This window comes from Shinella sp. H4-D48, from assembly GCF_022637395.1.
GTDB lineage: Bacteria > Pseudomonadota > Alphaproteobacteria > Rhizobiales > Rhizobiaceae > Shinella > Shinella sedimenti.
On sequence record NZ_CP093337.1, the window covers coordinates 243,542 to 265,458 of the forward strand.

General features: G+C 64.2%; 19 protein-coding genes, 1 tRNA gene and 2 riboswitches. Of the genes, 17 read left to right on the top strand and 3 right to left on the bottom strand.

Features of this window, described 5'->3' with window-relative positions; translation table 11 throughout:
• Positions 1-14 precede the first annotated feature (14 nt).
• The 5 genes from MNR02_RS01110 (at position 15) to MNR02_RS01130 (ending at position 6,097) form a co-directional block, all read left to right on the top strand.
• Entirely contained in the window at positions 15-3,086 is a 3,072-nt protein-coding gene (locus MNR02_RS01110; protein ID WP_241947786.1) for a helicase-related protein, read from the top strand.
• A gap of 3 nt (positions 3,087-3,089) precedes the next feature.
• On the top strand, positions 3,090-3,509 hold the full coding sequence (locus tag MNR02_RS01115; protein ID WP_241600995.1) for an RNA-binding S4 domain-containing protein: 420 nt from the start codon (positions 3,090-3,092) through the stop codon (positions 3,507-3,509).
• A 218-nt stretch (positions 3,510-3,727) separates the two neighbouring features.
• The gene (gene fdxA / locus MNR02_RS01120) at positions 3,728-4,066 is read left to right on the top strand and encodes a ferredoxin FdxA (RefSeq protein WP_241600996.1); all 339 of its coding nucleotides are present in this window, start codon (positions 3,728-3,730) and stop codon (positions 4,064-4,066) included.
• A gap of 369 nt (positions 4,067-4,435) precedes the next feature.
• Positions 4,436-5,005: a CarD family transcriptional regulator gene (locus tag MNR02_RS01125; RefSeq protein WP_226921750.1), complete on the top strand. Its 570-nt coding sequence runs from the start codon at positions 4,436-4,438 to the stop codon at positions 5,003-5,005.
• A gap of 231 nt (positions 5,006-5,236) precedes the next feature.
• The gene (locus tag MNR02_RS01130) at positions 5,237-6,097 is read left to right on the top strand and encodes an RNA polymerase factor sigma-32 (RefSeq protein ID WP_241600997.1); all 861 of its coding nucleotides are present in this window, start codon (positions 5,237-5,239) and stop codon (positions 6,095-6,097) included.
• Positions 6,098-6,220: 123 nt separating this feature from the next.
• Here the strand turns inward: MNR02_RS01130 and MNR02_RS01135 are convergent, their stop codons facing one another.
• The gene (locus tag MNR02_RS01135; RefSeq protein ID WP_241947787.1) at positions 6,221-6,397 is read right to left on the bottom strand and encodes a hypothetical protein; all 177 of its coding nucleotides are present in this window, start codon (positions 6,395-6,397) and stop codon (positions 6,221-6,223) included.
• A gap of 191 nt (positions 6,398-6,588) precedes the next feature.
• Positions 6,589-6,701, top strand: a riboswitch (TPP riboswitch).
• A gap of 38 nt (positions 6,702-6,739) precedes the next feature.
• On the opposite strand from MNR02_RS01135, the gene thiB reads away from it, so the two are divergent.
• The 10 genes from thiB to MNR02_RS01185 all read left to right on the top strand — a co-directional run bounded on the left by thiB (position 6,740) and on the right by MNR02_RS01185 (position 18,095).
• A complete protein-coding gene (gene thiB / locus MNR02_RS01140) occupies positions 6,740-7,747 on the top strand; it encodes a thiamine ABC transporter substrate binding subunit (protein ID WP_241947788.1) in 1,008 nt (335 codons plus the stop codon).
• A 17-nt stretch (positions 7,748-7,764) separates the two neighbouring features.
• Positions 7,765-9,393: a thiamine/thiamine pyrophosphate ABC transporter permease gene (thiP, locus tag MNR02_RS01145; RefSeq protein ID WP_241948796.1), complete on the top strand. Its 1,629-nt coding sequence runs from the start codon at positions 7,765-7,767 to the stop codon at positions 9,391-9,393.
• Positions 9,386-10,105 (top strand): thiamine ABC transporter ATP-binding protein, encoded by a 720-nt coding sequence (gene thiQ / locus MNR02_RS01150; RefSeq protein ID WP_241947789.1) that lies wholly within the window; start codon positions 9,386-9,388, stop codon positions 10,103-10,105. Before thiP ends, thiQ begins: the two co-directional genes overlap by 8 nt.
• Positions 10,106-10,402: 297 nt before the next feature.
• Entirely contained in the window at positions 10,403-11,824 is a 1,422-nt protein-coding gene (locus tag MNR02_RS01155; RefSeq protein WP_241948797.1) for a M48 family metalloprotease, read from the top strand.
• 718 nt (positions 11,825-12,542) lie between these two features.
• Entirely contained in the window at positions 12,543-13,202 is a 660-nt protein-coding gene (locus MNR02_RS01160) for a thiamine diphosphokinase (RefSeq protein WP_241948798.1), read from the top strand.
• 3 nt (positions 13,203-13,205) lie between these two features.
• Entirely contained in the window at positions 13,206-15,038 is a 1,833-nt protein-coding gene (locus MNR02_RS01165) for an ABC-F family ATP-binding cassette domain-containing protein (RefSeq protein WP_241947790.1), read from the top strand.
• 115 nt (positions 15,039-15,153) lie between these two features.
• Positions 15,154-15,369, top strand: a complete 216-nt coding sequence (locus MNR02_RS01170; protein ID WP_241601002.1) for a hypothetical protein — start codon at positions 15,154-15,156, stop codon at positions 15,367-15,369.
• Positions 15,370-15,471: 102 nt separating this feature from the next.
• Positions 15,472-15,549, top strand: a riboswitch (SAM riboswitch).
• A gap of 60 nt (positions 15,550-15,609) precedes the next feature.
• On the top strand, positions 15,610-16,533 hold the full coding sequence (gene metA, locus MNR02_RS01175) for a homoserine O-succinyltransferase (protein WP_241947791.1): 924 nt from the start codon (positions 15,610-15,612) through the stop codon (positions 16,531-16,533).
• A 4-nt stretch (positions 16,534-16,537) separates the two neighbouring features.
• Positions 16,538-16,990, top strand: a complete 453-nt coding sequence (locus MNR02_RS01180; RefSeq protein ID WP_241947792.1) for a GNAT family N-acetyltransferase — start codon at positions 16,538-16,540, stop codon at positions 16,988-16,990.
• Positions 16,991-17,081: 91 nt separating this feature from the next.
• Complete coding sequence (locus MNR02_RS01185; RefSeq protein ID WP_241947793.1) at positions 17,082-18,095, top strand: aldose epimerase family protein; 1,014 nt, start codon at positions 17,082-17,084, stop codon at positions 18,093-18,095.
• Between the two features lie 15 nt (positions 18,096-18,110).
• Here the strand turns inward: MNR02_RS01185 and MNR02_RS01190 are convergent, their stop codons facing one another.
• Together MNR02_RS01190 and MNR02_RS01195 are read right to left on the bottom strand one after the other, a co-directional pair.
• Positions 18,111-19,778, bottom strand: a complete 1,668-nt coding sequence (locus MNR02_RS01190; RefSeq protein ID WP_241947794.1) for a hypothetical protein — start codon at positions 19,776-19,778, stop codon at positions 18,111-18,113.
• A gap of 265 nt (positions 19,779-20,043) precedes the next feature.
• Positions 20,044-20,118: transfer RNA gene (locus MNR02_RS01195), tRNA-Gly, on the bottom strand.
• Between the two features lie 216 nt (positions 20,119-20,334).
• Between MNR02_RS01195 and MNR02_RS01200 the strand changes: the two genes are divergently transcribed.
• Together MNR02_RS01200 and trxA are read left to right on the top strand one after the other, a co-directional pair.
• Positions 20,335-20,844 carry a prolyl-tRNA synthetase associated domain-containing protein gene (locus MNR02_RS01200; RefSeq protein WP_241947795.1) on the top strand — a complete coding sequence of 170 codons (510 nt, stop codon included), beginning with the start codon at positions 20,335-20,337 and terminating at the stop codon, positions 20,842-20,844.
• 56 nt (positions 20,845-20,900) lie between these two features.
• On the top strand, positions 20,901-21,860 hold the full coding sequence (trxA, locus tag MNR02_RS01205; protein WP_241947796.1) for a thioredoxin: 960 nt from the start codon (positions 20,901-20,903) through the stop codon (positions 21,858-21,860).
• The last annotated feature ends 57 nt before the right edge of the window (positions 21,861-21,917 follow it).

Sequence of the window (21,917 nt, forward strand, 5' to 3'; positions counted from 1 at the left end):
TGTCGCAAGCACCCATGATTGTGAGCGGCCGCGGGGTCACCGCGGTGCTCGGCCCGACCAATACGGGCAAGACCCACTACGCAATCGAACGCATGGTGGCACATGAGACGGGCATTATCGGCCTGCCTCTGCGCCTTCTGGCGCGCGAGGTCTATACGCGCCTCGTTGAGCGGGTCGGCCAGCACAATGTCGCGCTCATCACCGGCGAGGAGAAGATCACGCCGCATATGGCGCGCTTTTCGGTCTGCACGGTGGAAGCCATGCCGCGCGAGACGCGCGCCTCCTTCGTCGCCATCGACGAGGTGCAGCTTGCCGGAGATCTGGAGCGCGGGCACATCTTCACCGACCGGGTGCTGCATCTGCGCGGGCGCGACGAGACGCTGCTTTTGGGTGCGGGCACCATGAAGCCGATCCTCGAACAGATGCTGCCGGGCATCCATGTCATCGAGCGCCCGCGGCTTTCCCAGCTGTTCTATTCCGGCTCCAAGAAGATCACCCGCCTGCCGCAGCGCACGGCCATCGTCGCCTTCTCGGCCGACGAGGTCTATGCCATCGCCGAACTTATCCGCCGCCAGCGCGGCGGGGCGGCGGTGGTACTGGGCGCGCTTTCGCCGCGTACCCGCAATGCGCAGGTCGCGCTCTACCAGGAGGGCGATGTCGAATATCTCGTCGCGACGGACGCGATCGGCATGGGTCTCAACCTCGATGTCGACCACGTCGCCTTTGCGCAGGACCGCAAGTTCGACGGCTTCCAGTTCCGCAATCTCAATCCGGCCGAGCTTGCCCAGATCGCCGGCCGCGCCGGCCGCCACCTGCGTGACGGCACCTTTGGCGTCACGGGCCGCGTCGATCCCTTCGACGAGGAGCTGGTCGAGCGCATCGAGACGCACCAGTTCGATCCGGTGAAGGTGCTGCAATGGCGCACGACCCGCTTCGACTATTCCTCGCTGCAATCGCTTCGCCTGTCGCTCGAGGCCGTGCCGCCGATCGGCGGGCTGACACGCGCGCTTCCGGCGGTCGACCAACAGGCGCTGGAGCATCTGTCGCGCTACCCCGATATCCGCGAACTCGCGACCACGCCCCAGCGTGTCGAAAAGCTGTGGGAGGCTTGCGCGCTGCCCGACTATCGCCGCATCACGCCGGCCCAGCATGCCGACCTCATCTCGACGCTCTATGCGGATCTCGTCCGTCGTGGCACGGTCAATGAGGACTTCATGGCCGATCAGGTCCGCCGCGCGGATCGCACGGATGGCGAGATCGACACGCTTTCGGCGCGAATCGCGCAGATAAGGACGTGGACCTATGTGTCGAATCGGCCCGGTTGGCTTGCCGATCCGACACACTGGCAGGAAAAGACGCGGGAAATCGAAGACCGATTGTCCGATGCGTTACATGAACGGTTGACGAAACGCTTTGTTGATCGCAGGACATCTGTGCTCATGAAGCGCCTGAGAGAGAATGCGATGCTGGAAGCTGAAATCAGTGTGAATGGCGATGTCTTCGTGGAAGGACATCATGTCGGGCAGTTGGCCGGTTTCCGGTTCACGCTCGTCTCCGGAACGGAAGGTCCCGATGCGAAGGCCGTGCAGGCGGCTGCGCAGAAGGCGCTCGCCCTGGAGTTCGAAGCCCGGGCCGCGCGCCTGCATGCGGCCGGCAACGGCGATCTCGCGCTCGGCTCCGACGGCACCGTGCGCTGGCTCGGCGATCCCGTCGCGCGTCTTGCCGCGTCCGATCATATCATGCGTCCGCGCGTCATCCTGCTCTCCGACGAGCAGCTGACGGGCAATGCGCGCGATCATGTCGCCGCCCGCATCGAGCGTTTCGTGAACCATCACATCGCCACCGTCCTGAAGCCGCTCGACGACCTGTCGCGCGCCGAAGACCTGCAGGGTCTCGCCAAGGGTCTGGCTTTCCAGCTCGTCGAGAACCTCGGCGTGCTGTTCCGCCGTGATGTGGCCGATGACGTGAAGTCGCTCGATCAGGACGGCCGCGCCTCCATGCGCAAGCACGGCATCCGCTTCGGCGCCTACCACATCTTCATGCCCGCGCTCCTGAAGCCGGCACCGGCCGAACTCATCACGCTGCTCTGGGCGTTGAAGAACGACGGACTCGACAAGCCGGGCTATGGCGATCTCATTCCGGTTCTGGCCGCCGGCCGCACCTCGGTCGTCACCGATCCGAGCTACGAGCGCACCTTCTACAAGCTCGCCGGCTTCCGGTTCCTCGGCAAGCGCGCCGTGCGCATCGACATTCTCGAGCGCCTCGCCGATCTCATCCGCCCGCTTTTGCAGTGGAAGCCGGGCACGCCGCGTCCCGATGGCGCCTATGACGGCCGCCGCTTCACGGCGACGACCGCCATGCTCTCCATCCTCGGTGCCACGCCCGACGACATGGAAGAGATCCTCAAGGGTCTTGGTTACCGTGCCGACAGCGTGACGGCCGAAGAGGCCGCCGCCTTCCTCGCCGCGCAGGCTCCGGCCGATGCGGGCGCTGCCGCTCCGGCGGACACCGCCGGCGAACAGGATGCCGAGGCGGACGAAGCACAGGCCGACGCTGCCGAAGAGACGGCAGGCGAAGCTCCGGCTGCCGAAGCACCTGCGTCCGAAACACCTGTTGAAGAGGCGCCGGCCGCCGAGACGGCGGAAGCCCCAGTTGCATCGGAAGCCGCAGCCCCCGAGGCTGCCGGCGAAGGCACCGAGCCGGTCGAGGTCAAGCCCGTGCTGCTCTGGCGTCCGGGCTCGCGTCACGACAACCAGCGCCAGGGCGGCCACCGTCAGGGCGGTGAGCGTCCCGAACGCGGCGAGCGCCGTGGCGGTGACCGCAATCGCGGCCAGCAGGCCGGTGAGCGCGGCGAGCGTCGCGAAGGCGGCCGCGGCCGTCCCGACCAGAATCGCGGCAACCGCGACGGAAAGCCGCAGGGCGGCAACCGTCCCGATCGCAACGAGCAGCGCGGCGAGCGCAACGATCGCGGCGGAAAGCCGCAGCAGGCGAAGTTCGAGGCCCGTCCGCCCCGCAAGGAGAAGCCGATCGATCCGGATTCACCCTTCGCAAAGCTCGCAGCGCTCAAGGAGCAGCTGAAGAAGTAAGCCATGGCGCGCGACGAGGAACAGCCGGCAGGTCAGGCGCGACAGCGCATCGACAAATGGCTGTTCTTCGCGCGCCTGCGCAAGTCGCGCTCGCTGGCGGCGAAGTCCGTCGAGTCGGGCGATGTGCGCGTCAACGACCTCGCCATCCGCCAGCCCTCCTATGCCGTGCGTCCCGGCGATGTCATCGTGCTTTCGCTCGAGCGCCACGACATGGTGGTGAAGGTGCTCCAGACCGGCGAGCGCCGCGGCCCCTATGAGGAGGCCCGCCTTCTCTACAGCGACATGACGCCGCCCCCGCCGCCGCGCGAGGAGCGCAATCTCTTCGCGCAGGCCACGCGCGAGCGCGGCGCGGGCCGCCCCACCAAGCGAGAGCGCCGCGAGATCGACCGCCTGCACGATTATCCGGGCGAGGGCGACGACTGAACACAGTCAGGCCTGAGGCCGCGCTTTAGAATTCTATACCTCGCAAGACGCCAATCGCGCATGTATTACGCTTGCAAAGCGCCCGTAAAGCCTTTACCTCAGCCACCGGACAGCCTGCTTCTCGCATCTTCTGCTGTCTGCCAGCCGATTGCGTGACAGGCTTTGCGGCGATGGACGGTTCCGCCGTTCGCCTGCTAGTGATTTTTCTGGAGTTCATCATGACGTATGTCGTGACCGACAACTGCATCCGCTGCAAATATACGGACTGTGTCGAAGTCTGCCCTGTCGACTGCTTCTACGAAGGCGAGAATTTCCTGGTCATCCACCCGGACGAGTGCATCGATTGCGGCGTCTGCGAGCCGGAATGTCCCGCCGAGGCGATCAAGCCCGATACGGAGCCGGGCCTCGACAAGTGGTTGAAGATCAACACGGAATTCGCGTCGATCTGGCCCAACATCACCGTCAAGCGCGATGCGATGCCCGAGGCCAAGGAAATGGACGGCGTGGAAGGCAAGTACGAGCAGTACTTCTCGCCGAATCCGGGCCAGGGCGACTGACCGGTCGCACCGCGGCCGCCGAAGCTGGGGAAAAAAGCTTGTCCTCGCCAAAAGGCGATAGGGCAGGCTTGATGACCCATGCGAAGCAAATTATTGATTTCGGCACTTTTTTGTGGTAGGGTCCTGATACTGATCCACATCGCGGCATTTTGCGTGCCCGAACACCACCACGAAAGCAAACGATCCCTCACCGTCGCTCACCTCCCATAGGCAACCTCGGTTGCTCGCATGTGATCGCGTTGCAGTGGACCTCTTTGCGCATGGCGGACGGACCAGAGTGGTGACACCGCAGGGTGCCCCCCGTCTTTCCCGGGTCCCCGGACCCACCCCGGCCTCATCGGGGAGTGTAACAGGGAGTATTTGAACAGAATGACGACCCAGCAGAAGAAATCTTCCACGCGCCAGGGCTTCAAGACCGGCGAGTCGATCGTCTATCCCGCTCACGGTGTCGGCCAGATCGTGGCCATCGAGGAGCAGGAAGTCGCCGGCATGAAGCTCGAGCTTTTTGTCATCGATTTCGAAAAGGACAAGATGCGTCTCAAGGTGCCGGTTGCCAAGGCCGTATCCATCGGCATGCGCAAACTGTCGGAGACCGATTTCGTCGAACGCGCGCTGAAGGTTGTCCAGGGCAAGGCCCGCGTGAAGCGCACCATGTGGTCGCGCCGCGCGCAGGAATACGATGCCAAGATCAATTCCGGCGACCTGATCTCCATTGCCGAAGTGGTCCGTGACCTCTATCGCGCCGAGAACCAGCCGGAGCAGTCCTATTCCGAGCGCCAGCTTTACGAAGCCGCTCTCGACCGCATGGCCCGCGAAATCGCCGCCGTCAACAAGATGTCGGAAACCGAAGCCGTTCGCCTCGTGGAGACGAACCTCGCCAAGGGTCCGAAGCGCGGCAAGGCCATCGAGGAAGATGACAGCCAGGACGAGGCCGCCTGATCTAGGGCGCTCCGTCACGATTTAAAGCCCGGCTGGCGACAGCCGGGTTTTTTTATGGAACTTTTTTGCAGCATGCCCGTTTGACTGGCCGAGGATGACCGAAGGGCGTTGTGCCGCGGCATTGTCCCGGCCGTGCCGGGCAATCCATTGGCCTCTCCGGAATGTCTTCTCTATGGGCGAACGGGCGGCGCGTGCCTCCCCGGAGCCGTTTCGGTTCACGTGGAGAGACTGATGGCTACGACGACTGCAGAGCGCCGCATGATCAAGATTGCCATGTCCGCGCCCTACCTTGAGAGGGACGAGGAACAGGCTCTTGCCCAGGCCTGGAAGAACAATCAAGATCAGGAAGCCCGTAACCGCATCGCCATGGCCCATATGCGCCTTGTCGTTTCGATGGCGGGCAAGTTCCGCAATTTCGGCCTTCCGCTCAGCGATCTCGTGCAGGAAGGCTATATCGGTCTCCTGGAGGCCGCCGCCCGCTTCGAGCCGGAACGGCAGGTTCGCTTCTCCACCTATGCCAGCTGGTGGATCCGCGCCTCGGTTCAGGATTACGTGCTGCGCAACTGGTCCATCGTGCGCGGTGGCACCAGCTCGGCGCAGAAGGCGCTGTTCTTCAACCTGCGCCGCCTGCGCGCCCGGCTCGCCCGCGGCGATACCCGCCTGACCGCCGAGGCCATGCATCAGGAAATCGCCGCCGCCATCGGTGTCAGCACCGCCGACGTGCGCACCATGGATGCGCGCCTGTCCTCGTCGGATATCTCGCTGCAGGCGCCGATCTCGCCCAATGAGGGCGAAGGCGCCAGCCGCATCGATCTTCTCGCCAGCGAGGCCCCCCTGCCGGATGAGCAGGCCGAAGGCTCCATCGATGGCGAACGCCGTCACCACTGGCTCCATTCCGCGCTTGGCGAACTCAACGAACGCGAGATGAAGATCATCCGCGCCCGCCGCCTCGCTGAAAACGGCGCGACGCTTGAGGAACTCGGCGTCCTGCTCGGCATCTCGAAGGAACGCGTCCGCCAGATCGAGAACCGGGCGCTCGAAAAGCTGAAGGCCGTGCTCGTCAGCAAGACTACGGATTTCGCCTACGCCTGAGCTGTAGTCGCGCCGGGTCTTCACGGGCCCTCGGGCCCGACCCAAGGGCCCACACGCCCCCCAATGCAAATGACCCGGATGCAGGGACATCCGGGCCTTTCGGGAGGTCGTTGACGATATGGTTCAGTTGCAGACCTTGATCTTCCGGATCACGACATCGCCGTAATAGTCGTAGGACTTCACCTTCTTGATGAAGCACTGCGGTTCGTAGCCGTAGCTGTCGTCGCAGGCATACGAGGGCGCTGCGACGGAAACGGCGGCGACGAGGGCAATAGTGGCGGAAACGATGGTCTTGCGCATGGGGCTCTCCTGATGTCTGGCCTGACCTCGCTTGCGACGAGCTGTTCTCGTCCGGTGATGAGAAGATCGCACCGTGCGGCATTGTCCGCTGTTTCCTACGGAACAGGCCGATTTTCCGCCCACTCCCGCCCGTCAGGGCTTGTTGCCCCACCGGCCCCTTGCGCGCCGTCGCAGGCCGGATTATGCCTTGTTCTGCTCTAACGGGGTGCCCGCAGGTTTCGGTCTGCTGGCTGAGAGGCGGTACCGCCAACCCGAAGAACCTGATCCGGCTCGTACCGGCGGAGGGATTAGACGGCTCAATCCAGCGCCCTATTCCCGTTTGTGACAAACAAGGAGGCGCGGATGCGCACGCTATTTTCCACTCTGGCTGCGGCGCTTGCCGTGTGCATTGCCGCTCCTGCCATCGCGCAGGAAAAGACGCTCACCGTCTACACCTATGAGAGCTTCATCGCCGAATGGGGCCCGGGCCCCAAGGTCAAGGAAGAGTTCGAGAAGACCTGCGGCTGCAACGTCGAATGGGTCGGCGTTGCAGACGGTGTGGAACTCCTGACCCGCCTCAAGCTGGAGGGCGAGGGCACCAAGGCCGACATCGTGCTCGGTCTCGACACCAATCTCATCGCCGAGGCGAAGGCCACGGGCCTGTTCGAGACGCACGGTCTCTCGCCCAAGGACCTGACGGTGCCCGGCGGCTTCTCCGACGATACGTTCCTGCCCTATGACTACGGCCATTTCGCCGTCGTCTATGACAGCGAGACCCTGAAGAACCCGCCGACCAGCCTCAAGGAACTGGTCGAGGGCGATCCCGCGGAGAAGATCGTCATCGAGGATCCGCGCACCTCCACGCCGGGCCTCGGCCTGCTGCTCTGGGTGAAGTCGGTCTATGGCGACAAGGCGCCCGAGGCCTGGGAAAAGCTCAAGCGCCGTGTGCTCACGGTCACGCCCGGCTGGTCGGAAGCCTATGGCCTGTTCACCAAGGGCGAGGCGCCGATGGTGCTGTCCTACACGACCTCGCCCGCCTATCACGTCATCGCGGAGAAGAGCGAGCGCTACAAGGCGGCCGCCTTCTCTGAGGGCCATTACATCCAGATCGAGGTTGCCGGTCTCACCCGCACCGCTGGTGACAAGGATCTCGCCCGCCAGTTCCTCACCTACATGACCGGCCCGGATTTCCAGTCGATCATCCCGGAAACCAACTGGATGATGCCGGCCGCCAAAACCCGCGATCCGCTGCCCGCCGCCTTCGATGCGCTGGTCAAGCCGGAAAAGACCTTCCTGATGTCACCGGAAGAGGTTGCGGCCAACCGCAAGGCCTGGATCGACGAGTGGCTCGCCGTGATGAGCGCCAAGTAAGCCGGATAAGCATCGTGATCTTCGCCCGCGCCGAAAGACGCACGCTCGATATCGCCGGCGCGCTCGCGCTTGGCGGCGTGCTGGCGTTCGTCGGCGCGGCGACCGCCGTGCTGCTCGGTCATGCCGGCACAGGGTCCGGCGCGGACGCGCCGCTGTTCGATGCCTATATCCTGCGGGTGGCGCGCTTCACCTTTCTTCAGGCCACCCTTTCCACGCTCCTGTCGGTGGCGCTGGCCATTCCCGTGGCGCGTGCCCTGGCGCGCCAGCGCGCCTTTTTCGGCCGTGTCTGGATTCTGCGGCTGTCAGCCGTGCCGCTCGGCCTGCCGGCGCTGGTTGCCGCTCTCGGGGTCATCGAGATCTGGGGCCGGCAGGGCGTCGTCAACGATCTCTTGCGGCTTGCGGGCCTGCAGAACCCGGTCAGCGTCTACGGACTGACGGGCATCCTCATTGCCCATGTGTTCTTCAACCTGCCGCTTGCCGTGCGTTTCCTCGTTGCCGCGCTCGACCGCATCCCGCCGGAATACTGGCTGAGTTCGGCCAATCTCGGCATGGGCGGCGGGGCGGTGTTCCGGCTCATCGAATGGCCGGTCATCCGGCGCGTGCTGCCGGGCATTGCCGGCCTCGTCTTCATGCTGTGCGCCACGAGCTTCACCCTTGTTCTCACGCTTGGCGGCGGGCCGGCGGCCACCACCATCGAGGTGGCGATCTACCAGGCGCTGCGCTTCGATTTCGATCCCGCCCGCGCCGTCCTGCTCGCCTTCCTGCAGATCGCGGTCACGGCGCTGCTGCTCTTCGTCCTCTCGCTGTTCGGCCGGCCGCAGGATGAGGGCGTGACGGCGGGCCGCGCCATCCGCCGCTTCGACGGCCGCCGGCGGCGCCTCACGGACGGGTTCGTCATCCTCGCCTTCACCCTCTTCACCGCCGCCCCGCTGCTGGCGACGCTCGTTTCGGGCCTCGCCGCCGATTTCGGCAGGCTGGCGCTCGATCCGATGCTGCACCGGGCACTCCTCACCAGCCTCGCCATCTCGTTTGCTTCCGCCAGCCTCAGCCTCGCCATCGCGTTGCCCGTCGTGCTGGTGCCGCAGCTTGCCGAAAGCGGCGCGTCGCGGCCGGCGCGGCGGCTCATGGCGGTCGGGCTGCCGGCAGTCGGCTCGCTCATCCTGCTCGTGCCGCCGGTCGTCGTGGCGACGGGCTGGTTCCTGATGCTGCGGCTGTTCGGGGAGACCGGCCGCTTCGCCCCGGCCATCGTCACCGTCATCAATGCGCTGATGGCGCTGCCCTTCGTGGTGCGCGTGCTGGAGCCTGCCTACCGCACGCATCTTGCGCGCACCGCACGCCTGGCGCTCAGCCTCGGCATCACGGGTCGCCGGCGCCTCATGACGATCGACTGGCCGGCGCTGAAGAAACCGTTCCTCACCGCCTTCGCCTTCGCCATGGCGCTGTCGCTCGGCGATCTCGGCGCCGTCGCTATCTTCGGTGCGGAGGGTTTCGTCACGCTGCCCTGGCTGCTCTACTCACGCATGGCAAGTTACCGCACGGCAGATGCGGCCGGCATCGCGCTCATCCTCGGCGTGCTTTGCCTGCTCCTGACGCTGCCCTCGACCGCGCCCGAGCGCGCAACCGAAAGGACCGGCCCGGATGCCTGAGACTGCCATCGTCCTTTCCGATGTCACCGTGCGCTTTGCCGAAAAGACGCTCGCCTTCGACTGCGCCATAAAAGCCGGTTCCGCCATCGCCGTGGTCGGGCCGTCGGGGGCGGGCAAGTCGACCCTGTTTAACGTCATTGCCGGTTTCCAGACGCCTGCGAGCGGTACGGTACGCCTGCTTGGCGAGGACATGGCGGGCCGCGATCCCGCCGAGCGGCCGGTTTCCATCGTCTTCCAGGACAACAACCTGTTTTCCCACCTCACCATCGCCGACAATGTCGGCCTCGGTATTGATCCGGGGCTGCGTCTGGATGCGGCTGCGCGGCGCACTGTGTCCGAGGCGCTCGCCCGCGTCGGCCTCGGCGGTTACGAGAAGCGCCTGCCCGGCTCGCTGTCGGGCGGCGAGCGGCAGCGTGTGGCGCTTGCCCGCGCGCTGGTGCGCCGCCGGCCGATCCTGCTGCTCGATGAACCCTTCGCCGCGCTCGATCCAGCCATGCGCGCGGATATGGCGGCGCTGCTTGCCGACCTCGTCGCCGAGACGAAGGCGACCATGCTGTTCATCACCCACCAGCCCGAGGATATCGGCCGGCTGGCAGACCAGGTGATCTACGTGACGGATGGAAGGATCCGCTTCCACGAGCCGGCCAGCGATTTCCTGGCGCGGCGCGAACCCGCCGACATCGCGAAATTCCTCGGCCATTCCGTGCTTTAGCGAAAGCCGGGGTGCTTTTGCCGCGCCCGGCGCCACAATTTGGTCGCCCCCCTGTGTCACCGGAGCCACATGGGAACCGTTTGTTGAATGGGGAGTTGCCGACTGTATGGGGCGCGTCTATCTCCTGCATTCACAAACGCACAAGCCGCGCCGTGTCTGCATCCTTTGACTGCAGACGAGGGGCGGACCCATCAAGGGGCGTGGGCAAGAGACATGGCGAAGGCAAGGCAGGCAGCTGCAATCGTATCCGGACGCGGGGTGAAGAGACCTGTCGCGGCCCTTTTGCTTGCCGCCACGATGCTGACGTCCTGTCAGTCGCTGATCGAGCAGAGCTATGAGCCCACGATCGCGCCGTCCTCCAATCCGCAGATCGTCGACGAGGTACAGAAGAACGATCCGCGTGCCCAGATGGGCGCGCGCGAGCATCCGCGCATCGTCGCGAGCTATGGCGGCGAGTACAAGGACGCCAAGACGGAGCGGCTCGTCGCGCGCATCGCCGGCGCGCTGACTCAGGTCTCGGAAAACCCGAACCAGTCCTACCGCATCACCATCCTCAATTCGCCCGCGATCAATGCCTTCGCGCTGCCGGGCGGCTATCTCTACGTGACGCGTGGCCTCCTGGCGCTTGCCGACGATGCCTCCGAGGTCGCCGCCGTGCTGTCGCACGAAATGGCGCATGTCACCGCCAATCACGGCATCGAGCGGCAGAAGAAGGAAGAGGCCGAGGTCATCGCCAGCCGCGTGGTCGCCGAGGTTCTGTCGAGCAACATCGCCGGCAAGCAGGCGCTGGCGCGCGGCAAGCTGCGCCTTGCAGCCTTCTCGCGCAACCAGGAACTCCAGGCCGACGTCATCGGCGTGCGCATGCTGGGCGAGGCGGGCTACGATCCCTATGCCGCTGCCCGCTTCCTCGATTCCATGGCGGCCTATGCCCGCTTCACGGCGGTCGACCCCGATGCCGACCAGAGCCTCGACTTCCTGTCGAGCCATCCCAACGCGCCGCAGCGCGTGGAGCTGGCGCGCATGCATGCCCGTGCCTTCGGTGCGGAAGGGCAGGTGGGTGATCGCGGTCGCGACTATTATCTCGCCGGCATCGACGGGCTGCTCTACGGCGATGCGCCGGAAGAGGGTTATGTGCGCGGGCAGACATTCCTGCACGGCAAGCTCGGCATCCGCTTCGACGTGCCGGCCGGATTCCAGATCGACAACAAGGCCGATGCCGTGCTGGCGACCGGCCCCGGTGATGTCGCCATCCGTTTCGACGGCGTGGCCGACAGCCGCGGCCAGAACCTCGTCAACTACATTTCCAGCGGCTGGGTGACGGGCTTGAGGCCCGATACCATCCGTTCCGTCAGCCTCAACGGGCTGGAGGCCGCAACCGCGCGCGCTGCCGCCGACCGCTGGGAGTTCGACGTGACCGTCGTGCGCATCGACAAGAAGATCTACCGTTTCCTGACGGCCGTGCCGACCGGTTCGCCGGCACTCGACCCGACGGCGAACATCCTGCGCAACTCGTTCCGCAAGCTCACGCCGGCGGAAGTCGAGAGCCTGAAGCCGCTGCGCGTGCGCGTCGTCACCGCCCGCCCGGGCGATACCGTCGCCACGCTGGCCGGCCGCATGCTCGGCACCGACCGCAAGCTCGACCTCTTCCGCCTGATCAACGCCATGACCGTCAGCAGCGCGGTCCGCCCCGGCGAGAAGTACAAGATCATCGCCGAATAGCACGCACCCGCCCTTTGTGGTGGTGGGCGCCTGGGCGTGACCCGAGGACATACACCCAGCGCACGCCCTGATTTCGCAGCAAAATTCGGCGTCGTTTTCCCCGCCCGCATCATCCGTGCCTACAATCCCCCCATCCCGCCCTCGGATACACCGCAAGGCGTTGCGGCGAGGCGGGGTCGGCGCGGGGCGTGAGGGGATGACGCGAAACCTCATGCACCGGGCTCGCGGAAAGTGGTCTCCCTCCGGCGACACGGGGGAAATGGCGGGATGTCGGACCGATCCTGCCGTTTCAAGCCCCGAACGGCGCGTCGGGCGTGCCTGTGCGGCACACAAGGGGGCGGAACTGGCGGATGCGTCGGCATCGTCCGCCGGGATGGAAACAGGCCGGGAGGTGGCAACACTTTCCGCCGTATCGCCAAGGCGTGCGCTCCGGTTGTCAAACGGCCATGCCCTTCCCGGAAACCGGCGGTCAACATCCTCCTTTCCCGCCTTTGCAGAGAGACCGGAGTCGCGGGCAAAAACCGCTGAACGGGGCGCTGAAAGGTGCCATTTACATACCATTCAGATAAGGCAGCTTGCAGCGCCACGTCCGAATGCTTTTTGGAACCACGGGCGAAACCGCCACGTGGATCGTCGTGCTGGCGGCCCGGCCCACGCCCGCCAACGCCAAATTCTTTCCCTTTCCCCGCAACATGCGCTAAGGGCATCAGCCATGACCATGCCGGCTTCGACAGATGAAACCTATGTCGTCCTCCTCGGGGGCGCGCTCGTCGCGACGAGGCGTCTGGCGGCCGATATTGCCGGCGCGCGCTTCATCGCGGCAGATGGCGGCATGCGCCATGCGCAAAGCCTCGGCGTGACGCCGGATCTGTGGGTCGGCGATTTCGATTCGACGCCGCCGGAGCTTCTGGCCGCATGGCCCGATGTCGAGCGCCAGCCCTATCCGGCCGCCAAGAACGAAACGGATGGCGAGCTTGCCGTGTCCGTTGCCACCGGGCGCGGCGCCCGCTCCATCCTCCTTGCCGGCGCGCTCGGCGGCGAGCGCAGCGACCATGCGCTGATGCATCTCATCCACGCCCTCTCGCTTGCGGAAGCCGGCGTCGCCATCAAGCTCACCTCCGGCGAGGAGGAGGCGTGGCCGCTCCTGCCGGGCCGCCGCGATATCGACCTGCCCGCCGGCAGCCTGTTTTCCGTGCTCGGCCTCACGCCGCTGTCGGGGCTTTATCTCGAAAACGTGCGCTACCCGCTCACCGATTTCGCGCTGCCCTTCGGCTCGTCGCGCACCATCTCCAATGTCGCGGAAGGTCCTATCCGCGTTTCGCTTGCCTCCGGCCGCGCGATCCTCATCGCCCGGCCCTATGATCTCTCAGGAGCCTGATCCTTGGCACCGCCCATTCTCAAACTCGATGATATCTTCCTCAGCTTCGGCGGCACGCCGCTGCTTGCGGGCGCAAGCCTGCAGGTTGAGCCCGGCGACCGCATCTGTCTCGTCGGTCGCAACGGCTCGGGCAAGTCGACGCTGATGAAGATCGCCGCCGGCCTCGCCGAGCCGCAGTCGGGCGAAGTCTTCCGCCACCCGTCCGCCACGATCCGCTACCTGCATCAGGCGCCCGATTTCGACGGCTACGACACGGTCGCGGCCTATGCCGAAGCGGGTCTTGGCCCGAGCGACGACCCCTACCGCGTCACCTACCTGCTCGAACATCTCGGTCTCGACGGCACGGAAGATCCGAAGTCCCTGTCGGGCGGCGAGGCGCGCCGTGCGGCGCTCGCCCGCGTCATGGCGCCGGAGCCGGATATCCTTCTGCTCGACGAGCCGACGAACCATCTCGACCTGCCGACCATCGAATGGCTGGAAGGCGAGCTGCAATCCACCCGCTCGGCGCTGATCGTCATCTCGCATGACCGGCGCTTTCTGGAAAAGGTCTCCAACGCCACCGTGTGGCTCGATCGCGGCCAGTCGCGCCGGCTCAACCGGGGTTTTGGCCATTTCGAGGCCTGGCGCGATGAGGTGCTGGAGGCCGAGGAGCTTGAACAGCACAAGCTCGGTAAGGCCATCGAGCGTGAGGAGCATTGGTTGCGCTATGGCGTGACCGCGCGGCGCAAGCGCAACATGCGCCGCCTCGGCGCGCTGCATGATCTGCGCGCCCGCTACCGCGGCCACAAGGGGCCGCAGGGCACCGTGCAGGCCAGCGTTTCGGATGCGCAGGAATCCGGCAAACTGGTCATCGAGGCGGACAAGATCACCAAGGCCTATGGCGACCGCACCATCGTCGCGCCGTTCTCCATCCGCGTGCATCGCGGCGATTGCATCGGTCTCGTCGGCCCGAACGGTGCGGGCAAGACCACGCTGCTCAAGATGCTGACCGGCCAGCTCGCGCCCGACAGCGGCACGGTGAAGCTCGGCACCAATCTGGAGATCGCCACGCTCGACCAGCGCCGCGAGGACCTGAACCTCGACGACACGCTCGCCCATTACCTCACCGACGGGCGCGGCGAGACGCTGCTGGTCAACGGCGAGCAGCGCCATGTCACCGGCTACATGAAGGAATTCCTGTTCCAGCCCGAGCAGTCCCGCACGCCGATCCGCAATCTCTCCGGCGGCGAGCGTGCCCGCCTCATGCTGGCGCGCATCCTGTCGCGGCCGACCAACCTGCTCATCCTCGACGAGCCGACCAACGACCTCGACATCGAGACGCTGGACCTGTTGCAGGAGATCGTCGCCGGCTTCACCGGCACGGTGCTGCTCGTCAGCCACGACCGCGATTTCCTCGACCGCACCGTCACCTCCACCATCGCGCCGGCCGATCCGGAAAATCCGGATGGGCGCTGGATCGAATATGCCGGCGGTTATACCGACATGATGGCGCAGCGCCGCGGCGTCATCGAAGACAAGCGCCGGGCGGAGAAGGCCGAGAAGGCGAAGGCTGCGGAAGCCGCGCCCGCCGCCACCGCGCCGTCTGACAGCAAGGCCAAGGGCAAGCTTTCCTACAAGCAGAAATTCGCGCTGGAAAACCTGCCGAAGGAAATGGAGAAGGCCGAAAAGGAAATCGCCGCCCGCGAGGCGAAGATGGCCGATCCCAACCTCTTCACCAAGGACCCCGCCACCTTCAACAAGCTTGCCGCGGAAATGGAAAAGCTGCGCGCCTCGCTCACGAAGATGGAAGAGGAATGGCTGGAGCTGGAAATGCTGCGGGAGGAGCTGGAGGGCTGAGACGGTCTCGAAGCCCTGTTCCCCGCGAAACAGCGGCCGCCGCCTGGGCATGCGATCGTTCGGTCATTGGATGAGAGGACCTCATCCTGCAACCGAAAGAGATCAGGAGAGTCCCATGCGCAAATTCATCATCTCCGCCCTTGTCGCCGCCGTCGCTGCCATTTCCTTCGCCGCGCCCTCCCATGCCGGCTCCTACGGCTACAAGAGCCATGGCCACAAGCATTATGGCTACAAGCATCACGGTTACAGGAAGCACTATGCCAAGCGTCATTACGGCGGGCACTACGGCGTGAGGATCGTCGTCGGCAAGCGCTACTACAGCTATTATTGAGCGCTGCTTGCCGCAGCAAAAGACGAGGCCCGGATGCCCGCCGCATCCGGGCCCTTTACACTTGAAGACCGGCGGATTGATTCGCCGGCAAACAGGCGCTATCTAGGAGGCCGTGGTGATTTGGCCGGCCGGCTTGCAGCCACGTTAAACAAGTCGCTAAAGGGCCGCGCGAGGAAGAGCCTTACGTGGACCGGTTGCGACATCGTTGCGGCCGGTTTTTGTTTTGGATCGAGTTGAGACATGCCCATCAAGATTCCCGATACGCTCCCCGCCTTCCAGACCCTCGTCAACGAGGGCGTGCGGGTGATGACCGAAACGGTGGCGATCCGGCAGGATATCCGCCCGCTGCAGATCGGGCTGCTCAACCTCATGCCGAACAAGATCAAGACGGAAGTGCAGATGGCGCGCCTCGTCGGCGCCTCGCCGCTTCAGGTCGAGCTGTCGCTGGTGCGCGTCGGCGGCCACCGCGCGAAGAACACCTCGGAGGAGCACTTGCTCGCCTTCTACGACACCTGGGAAGAGGTGAAGCACCGCAAGTTCGATGGCTTCATCATCACCGGCGCCCCGATCGAAACCCTCGACTACGAGGAAGTCACCTATTGGGACGAGATGAAGCAGATCTTCGACTGGACGACGACCAATGTCCATTCGACGCTCAATGTCTGCTGGGGCGCGATGGCGGCGATCTACCATTTCCACGGCGTGCCCAAATACACGCTCGATGAAAAGGCCTTCGGCGTCTACCGTCACCACAACCGCAAGCCCTCGTCGATCTACCTGAACGGCTTCTCGGATGATTTCGAGGTGCCGGTCTCGCGCTGGACGGAGATCCGCGCGGAGGATATCCGCGCCGTGCCCGACCTCGAAATCCTGCTCGATTCGGACGAAATGGGTGTCTGCCTCGTCCAGGAGAAGGCGGGCAACCGCCTCTACATCTTCAATCATGTCGAATATGATTCGACCTCGCTCGCAGACGAATATTTCCGCGATGTCTCGGCCGGCGTGCCGATCAAGATGCCGCGGAACTACTTCCCGCACAACGATCCGGCCCTGCCGCCGCAGAACCGCTGGCGCGGGCACGCCCATCTGCTGTTCGGCAACTGGATCAACGAAATCTACCAGACCACGCCCTATGACCTCGAGAAGATCGGAACAGGAGCCTGATGCCATGAGCCGCGTCGTCATTCGCCCGCTGCACAAGGACGACGAGGGCGCGTGGCGCCGCCTGTGGACCGCCTATCTCGCCTTCTACGAGACGGTGTTGTCCGAGGAGGTCTATGCCAGCACCTTCGCCCGGCTGACGGGCGAGGCGGCAGGGGGCGAGTATCGCGGCCTTCTCGCCACGCTTGATGGCAAGCCGGTGGGCCTTGCGCATTATCTCTTCCATCGCTCCTGCTGGACGACTGGCAATGTCTGCTACCTTCAGGACCTCTTCGCCGACCCCGATGTGCGCGGCTCCGGCATCGGGCGGGCGCTGATCGAAGGCGTCTATGCCAAGGCGAAGGAGGCGGGTTCGCCGGAGGTCTACTGGATGACGCAGGAATTCAACGCCACAGCACGCCAGCTCTATGACCGCATCGCTGAAAAGACGCCCTTCATCGTGTACCAGAAGAACCTCTGAAACACATCGAAAAGTATGACTTTTCGATTGCGGATCGCCTGGAATTGCCGCAGTTTGCCGGCCAATGATCAGGCAGCGGGAGGAGATGGCCATGGGTGCAGGACAGGAGATTTTCGGGCGGCTCGGCTCCGGCGAGGTCGTCGAGCGCGTAACGATCCGCGGTGGCGGGCTCACCGCAAAGGTGCTGACCTTCGGCGCGATCATTCAGGACCTGCGCCTTGATGGGCATGATGCGCCGCTCGTGCTGGGTTTCGACGATCTCGCAAGCTATCTCACGCACATCACCTATTTCGGCGCGTCAGCCGGGCGCTGCGCCAACCGCATCGCCGGCGGCCGCTTCACCATCGACGGCGCGGATTACCAGCTCGAATGCAACGAGCGCGGCGTGAACCACCTGCACGGCGGCCATGACGGCATCAGCCAGCAGAACTGGCGCATCGCCGAGAGCGGCACCGACTTCGTTACCCTCACGCTGACCGACCCTGCCGGCCGTGCCGGCTATCCCGGCACCTGCGCCATCGCCTGCACCTATGCGCTATCCGGCAACGGAACCCTCTCCGTCACCTACGAGGCAACCACGGATGCGCCAACGCCGGTCAATCTGTGCCAGCACAGCTATTTCATTCTCGACGGCGGCGAGGACATCTTCGATCATGAAATCCGCATCAAGGCGGAACACTATCTGCCTGTCGATGACAACCTGATCCCGACGGGCGAAATCCGCCCAGTCGCCGGCACGCCGTTCGATCTGCGCGGCTGGACGCCGCTCCGCCGCCAGATGGAGGCAGGCGGCGTGGTCTTCGATCACAATTTCTGCCTGTCGCATGGCCGCGAGGCCCCGCGCCTCGTCGCTGAGGTCCGCAGCCCCGCCTCCGGCCTCTCGCTCCAGGTGGTGACCACCGAGCCCGGCCTGCAACTCTATACCGGCGCCTATATCAAACCGCTGGAGGGCCTCGAAGGCCGCCGCTACGACGCATTCTCCGGCCTCTGCCTCGAAACCCAGATCTGGCCCGACGCCATCAACCACCCGACCTTCCCCAACGCCATCCTGCGCCCCGGCGAGACCCTGCGGCAGAAGACGGACTACGTGTTCGGCAAGGGGTGAGGTGGAGCCCGTCGCTCAATAAAGGTTGGAGAGGCGCTTGCCGCCGGACTTCTCCTCGTCTCGTGCTCGGCGTTCGGCGGGTATGTTGCAGACGCGAGACGGTGAACGTGGCGAGATCCCAGGCCACTTTGACTGCAGGAGGCTCAGTTGACTCAGCCCACCTTCTACAAGAAGCCTGTCCGAGCCTCCGATACGGCGCATGGCAACATATATGGCGGCTGGGAGGTCTCGCTCGCGTCCGTCACGTACTTTCGACCAGAAGTCGACCAGCATCGGTTCCGCGACAGCGCGAGCGGGCGGGCCGATGCGGCAAAGGCCTTCGATTACGGCGCTGTCAGGAGAAAGCGCCAATGCCTGCGCGCGGCGCAAGTAAGGTAGCGCATCCGGGCCCAGATCGCCGAGTCGTCCCAACAGCGCGGCCACACTCCACAGCCAATGCTTGTCGTCTGCGTGATGGTAAAGGGCGAGGATGCGAGGCCCAAATTCATTGAAATGATCGCGGGGGAGGCTTGCAAGCAGCCGCGCAAAGATCGCACCGTTCTCTGCTGCACTATCCCGATCGCTGATGGTTGCCGATCGCTCCAGCGCGGCCATGATAACCTCTGCGCGCGAGGCCAGGGCATCAGGGCGATGGATAATATCATCGATCTCAAAGCCCTTGATTTTTTCCGCAGGGTTGGCGGCCAGGATATCGAGCGCTGCCAACTCTTGCTTAACTGCCGCCTGTTCCACGCTTGCGATCTTTTCAACGACCAATGTCGGGTCTCCACCCTTACGATCCTCAGCCGTTACGAGGTTCAGTCCCAAGGCGCGCGCCAGGACCACTTTATCCCGGTTGTATTCCATCTCTCCTGACACGATAGGCCAGTATCTCTCACGCAAGAAGGATGCGCTACATTTGCCATCCGCTCGTGTCGAGATCACTCCGCATCCGAACATCGGGATGGGTAACCAGCGCAGGGGAAACGCATCACCTCCGAGGAGATGGAATTGTTTTCCGTCCGGCATGGTAACGGTTGTAGTGGACCGCCGAACGGGCAGCCATCCTACTCGTGTATTTTCGGTTGCAAGGGAGACTCTCGCCAGAGAAAGCGTCGGCCGTTCGGGCATTGAAAGTTGGCAGAAGCGGGTTTCGAACCGCTGCGCGGTTGTGACGCCCTCATTGTGGAATCCCAAGCTATTTATGGCGGCGGCTCGCAAGGCGCGGACGCTGCGGACTCTGTCGCAGACCGCTTTATCCGCTACCCGATACGAAAGATATCCTTCGGGGAAATTCGGATTGGCAGCGTAAGCGACGGGCAAGTCGGTATTCTGTGTGAGCCATTCGCCGGAATGGTCATCGACGGCCAGCGAATGAACCGCCGGATCGAACGGGATGGTTATCCGTGCATTTTCCGCGTCATAAGCTGCGGTGAGCGAGCTTAGCGTGATGCGGTCGTGAACGGCCACTGCGCCGTAGCAGCCGTAAAAAACAAGGGGAACCAACAACCACCAACGCGATACCCGCCCGAAGAGTGCCTCTGCGCCGATACCGACCATGCCCGCGTTCACGAGCAGAGCAGGCCCGACGATGATAAGGAGAAAGGCCGCAAAACTGATCTCGAGAAAATAAACTATCAAGATCGGAATGATCGCGACAAAAAGAATAAGGGATATCGGGAGTGATGAGGGCGTTATGCGCATTGCCTTGGAATTTCCTCACGGAGCATTCCCGATACGGTTGGCGAAACGCCATGCCTTAGGGGGCTGGGAAAACAATACCAGAAGTCTCATTTATAACGGTAAAAAACAATGCCAGATTGCAGACGTTTGCTTGCAAGCGAACAACTGGCGTTCAAGGCGCTTCGAGCCGGATGGTTCTGGTAATTGCAGCGCGCTAGAATAGCGACGGCGTGGCCAAAAAGCACAAAAGCCCCTGCGAACCGAGGCTTCGAAACTTTGAAAAGAATGGAGCGGGTGAAGCGATTCGAACGCTCGACCCCAACCTTGGCAAGGTTGTGCTCTACCCCTGAGCTACACCCGCTCATCGTCGACGGCCTGGGGTAGTGGTTGGCCGAAGGTCGCTGCGTTGCGGCGACGGGCGCTATATGACCCAAGGCCTTTTCAATTGCAACAGGGAAATGAAGGATTTTTCAGAAAAAAATGCGTCCGCTCCCAAACTCCCTGATTCCCGGGCGGTTGCGTGAAGACGGGTGACGGCCTATCAGCGGACAGGACAAATCGGGCCGGAGCCAAAGAGATGACGGACATGCAGCCGAAGACCGACAAGGAGCTTTTCGCGTTCCTCGACGGACTGGGAATCACGCACAGCACCAAGGAACACGCGCCGGTCTTCACCGTCGCCGAATCGGTCTCGTTGCGCGATGAAATTCCCGGCGGCCACACGAAGAACCTTTTCGTGAAGGACAAGAAGGACAACTATTTCCTGATGACGGTCGAGGAGCATGCGACGGTGGACCTGAAGACGGTGCACAGCATCATCGGTGCGGCAAGCCGCGTGTCCTTCGGCAAGCCGGAGAAGCTGATGGAATATCTCGGCGTCATTCCCGGCGCCGTCACGGCCTTCGGCGTGATCAACGACACCGAGGGCAAGGTGAAGATCATCATCGATGCGGATCTGATGGCGTATGATACGATCAACTGCCATCCGCTGCGCAACGATGCGACGACCTCGATTGGCGCCAAGGACCTCATGCGCTTCATCGAAGCGACGGGACATGAGCCGCTTGTCTTGAAAGTCACGGCCTGACATACGATTTTGGGCGCTGAAGCGATATTCGGGCGCGACGCGCGACAGGAGACACCATGAGCGACAATCCCTATGCATCGTCCTATGGCGGGCAGATGAACGTTTCCGCGAGCTATGGCGGCGGCGCGCCCGCGGCCGACGACCTGATCAAGGACACGACGACCGCGAACTTCGCGCGCGATGTGCTCGAGGCCTCGCGTCATCAGCCGGTGCTCGTCGATTTCTGGGCGCCCTGGTGTGGGCCCTGCAAGCAGTTGCAGCCTGTTATCGAGAAGGTCGTGCGCGAAAGTGCGGGCCGCGTGAAGCTCGTCAAGCTCAACATCGACGACCATCCGTCCATTCCCGGCCAGCTCGGCATCCAGTCCATTCCGGCCGTCGTCGCCTTCGTCGGCGGCCGCCCGGCGGATGGCTTCATGGGTGCGGTGCCGGAGAGCCAGATCCGCCAGTTCATCGACAAGATCGCCGGTCCGGCCGACGCCGATGAGAAGGCCCAGATCGAGGCGCTGCTTGCCGAGGCGAAGACGCTGTTCGAAGCCGGCGATGTCGCGGGTGCGGCCGATCTCTACGGCGCATTGCTGCAGGCCGATCCGGAAAATGCCGGCGCGCTCGCCGGCATCGCCGAATGCATGATCGCCGTCGGCCAGCATGACAATGCCCGCCAGGCGCTCACCAACCTGCCCGAGGCGGTGGCGGCCGACCCTGCCGTCAGCGCGGTGCTGAAGAAGCTCGACCAGATCGAGGAAGCCCGCAAACTCGGTGATCCGGCTGCGCTGGAACACGCGCTTGCCGTCAACCCGGACGATCATGCCGCGCGCATGAAGCTTGCGAAGATCCGCAATGTCGAGGGCGATCGGCAGGCTGCTGCCGACCACCTGCTACTGATCATGAAGCGCGACCGTGCCTTCGAGGATGACGGCGCGCGGCGCGAGCTTCTGCAGTTCTTCGAGGTCTGGGGCCCGATGGATCCGGCGACAATTGCCGCCCGCCGCAAGATGTCGTCGATCCTGTTCTCCTGAGTTTTTCAGGTCAGCGGCCCGGCCTCCCTTGAGAATCGCCGGGCCTACCCCACATTC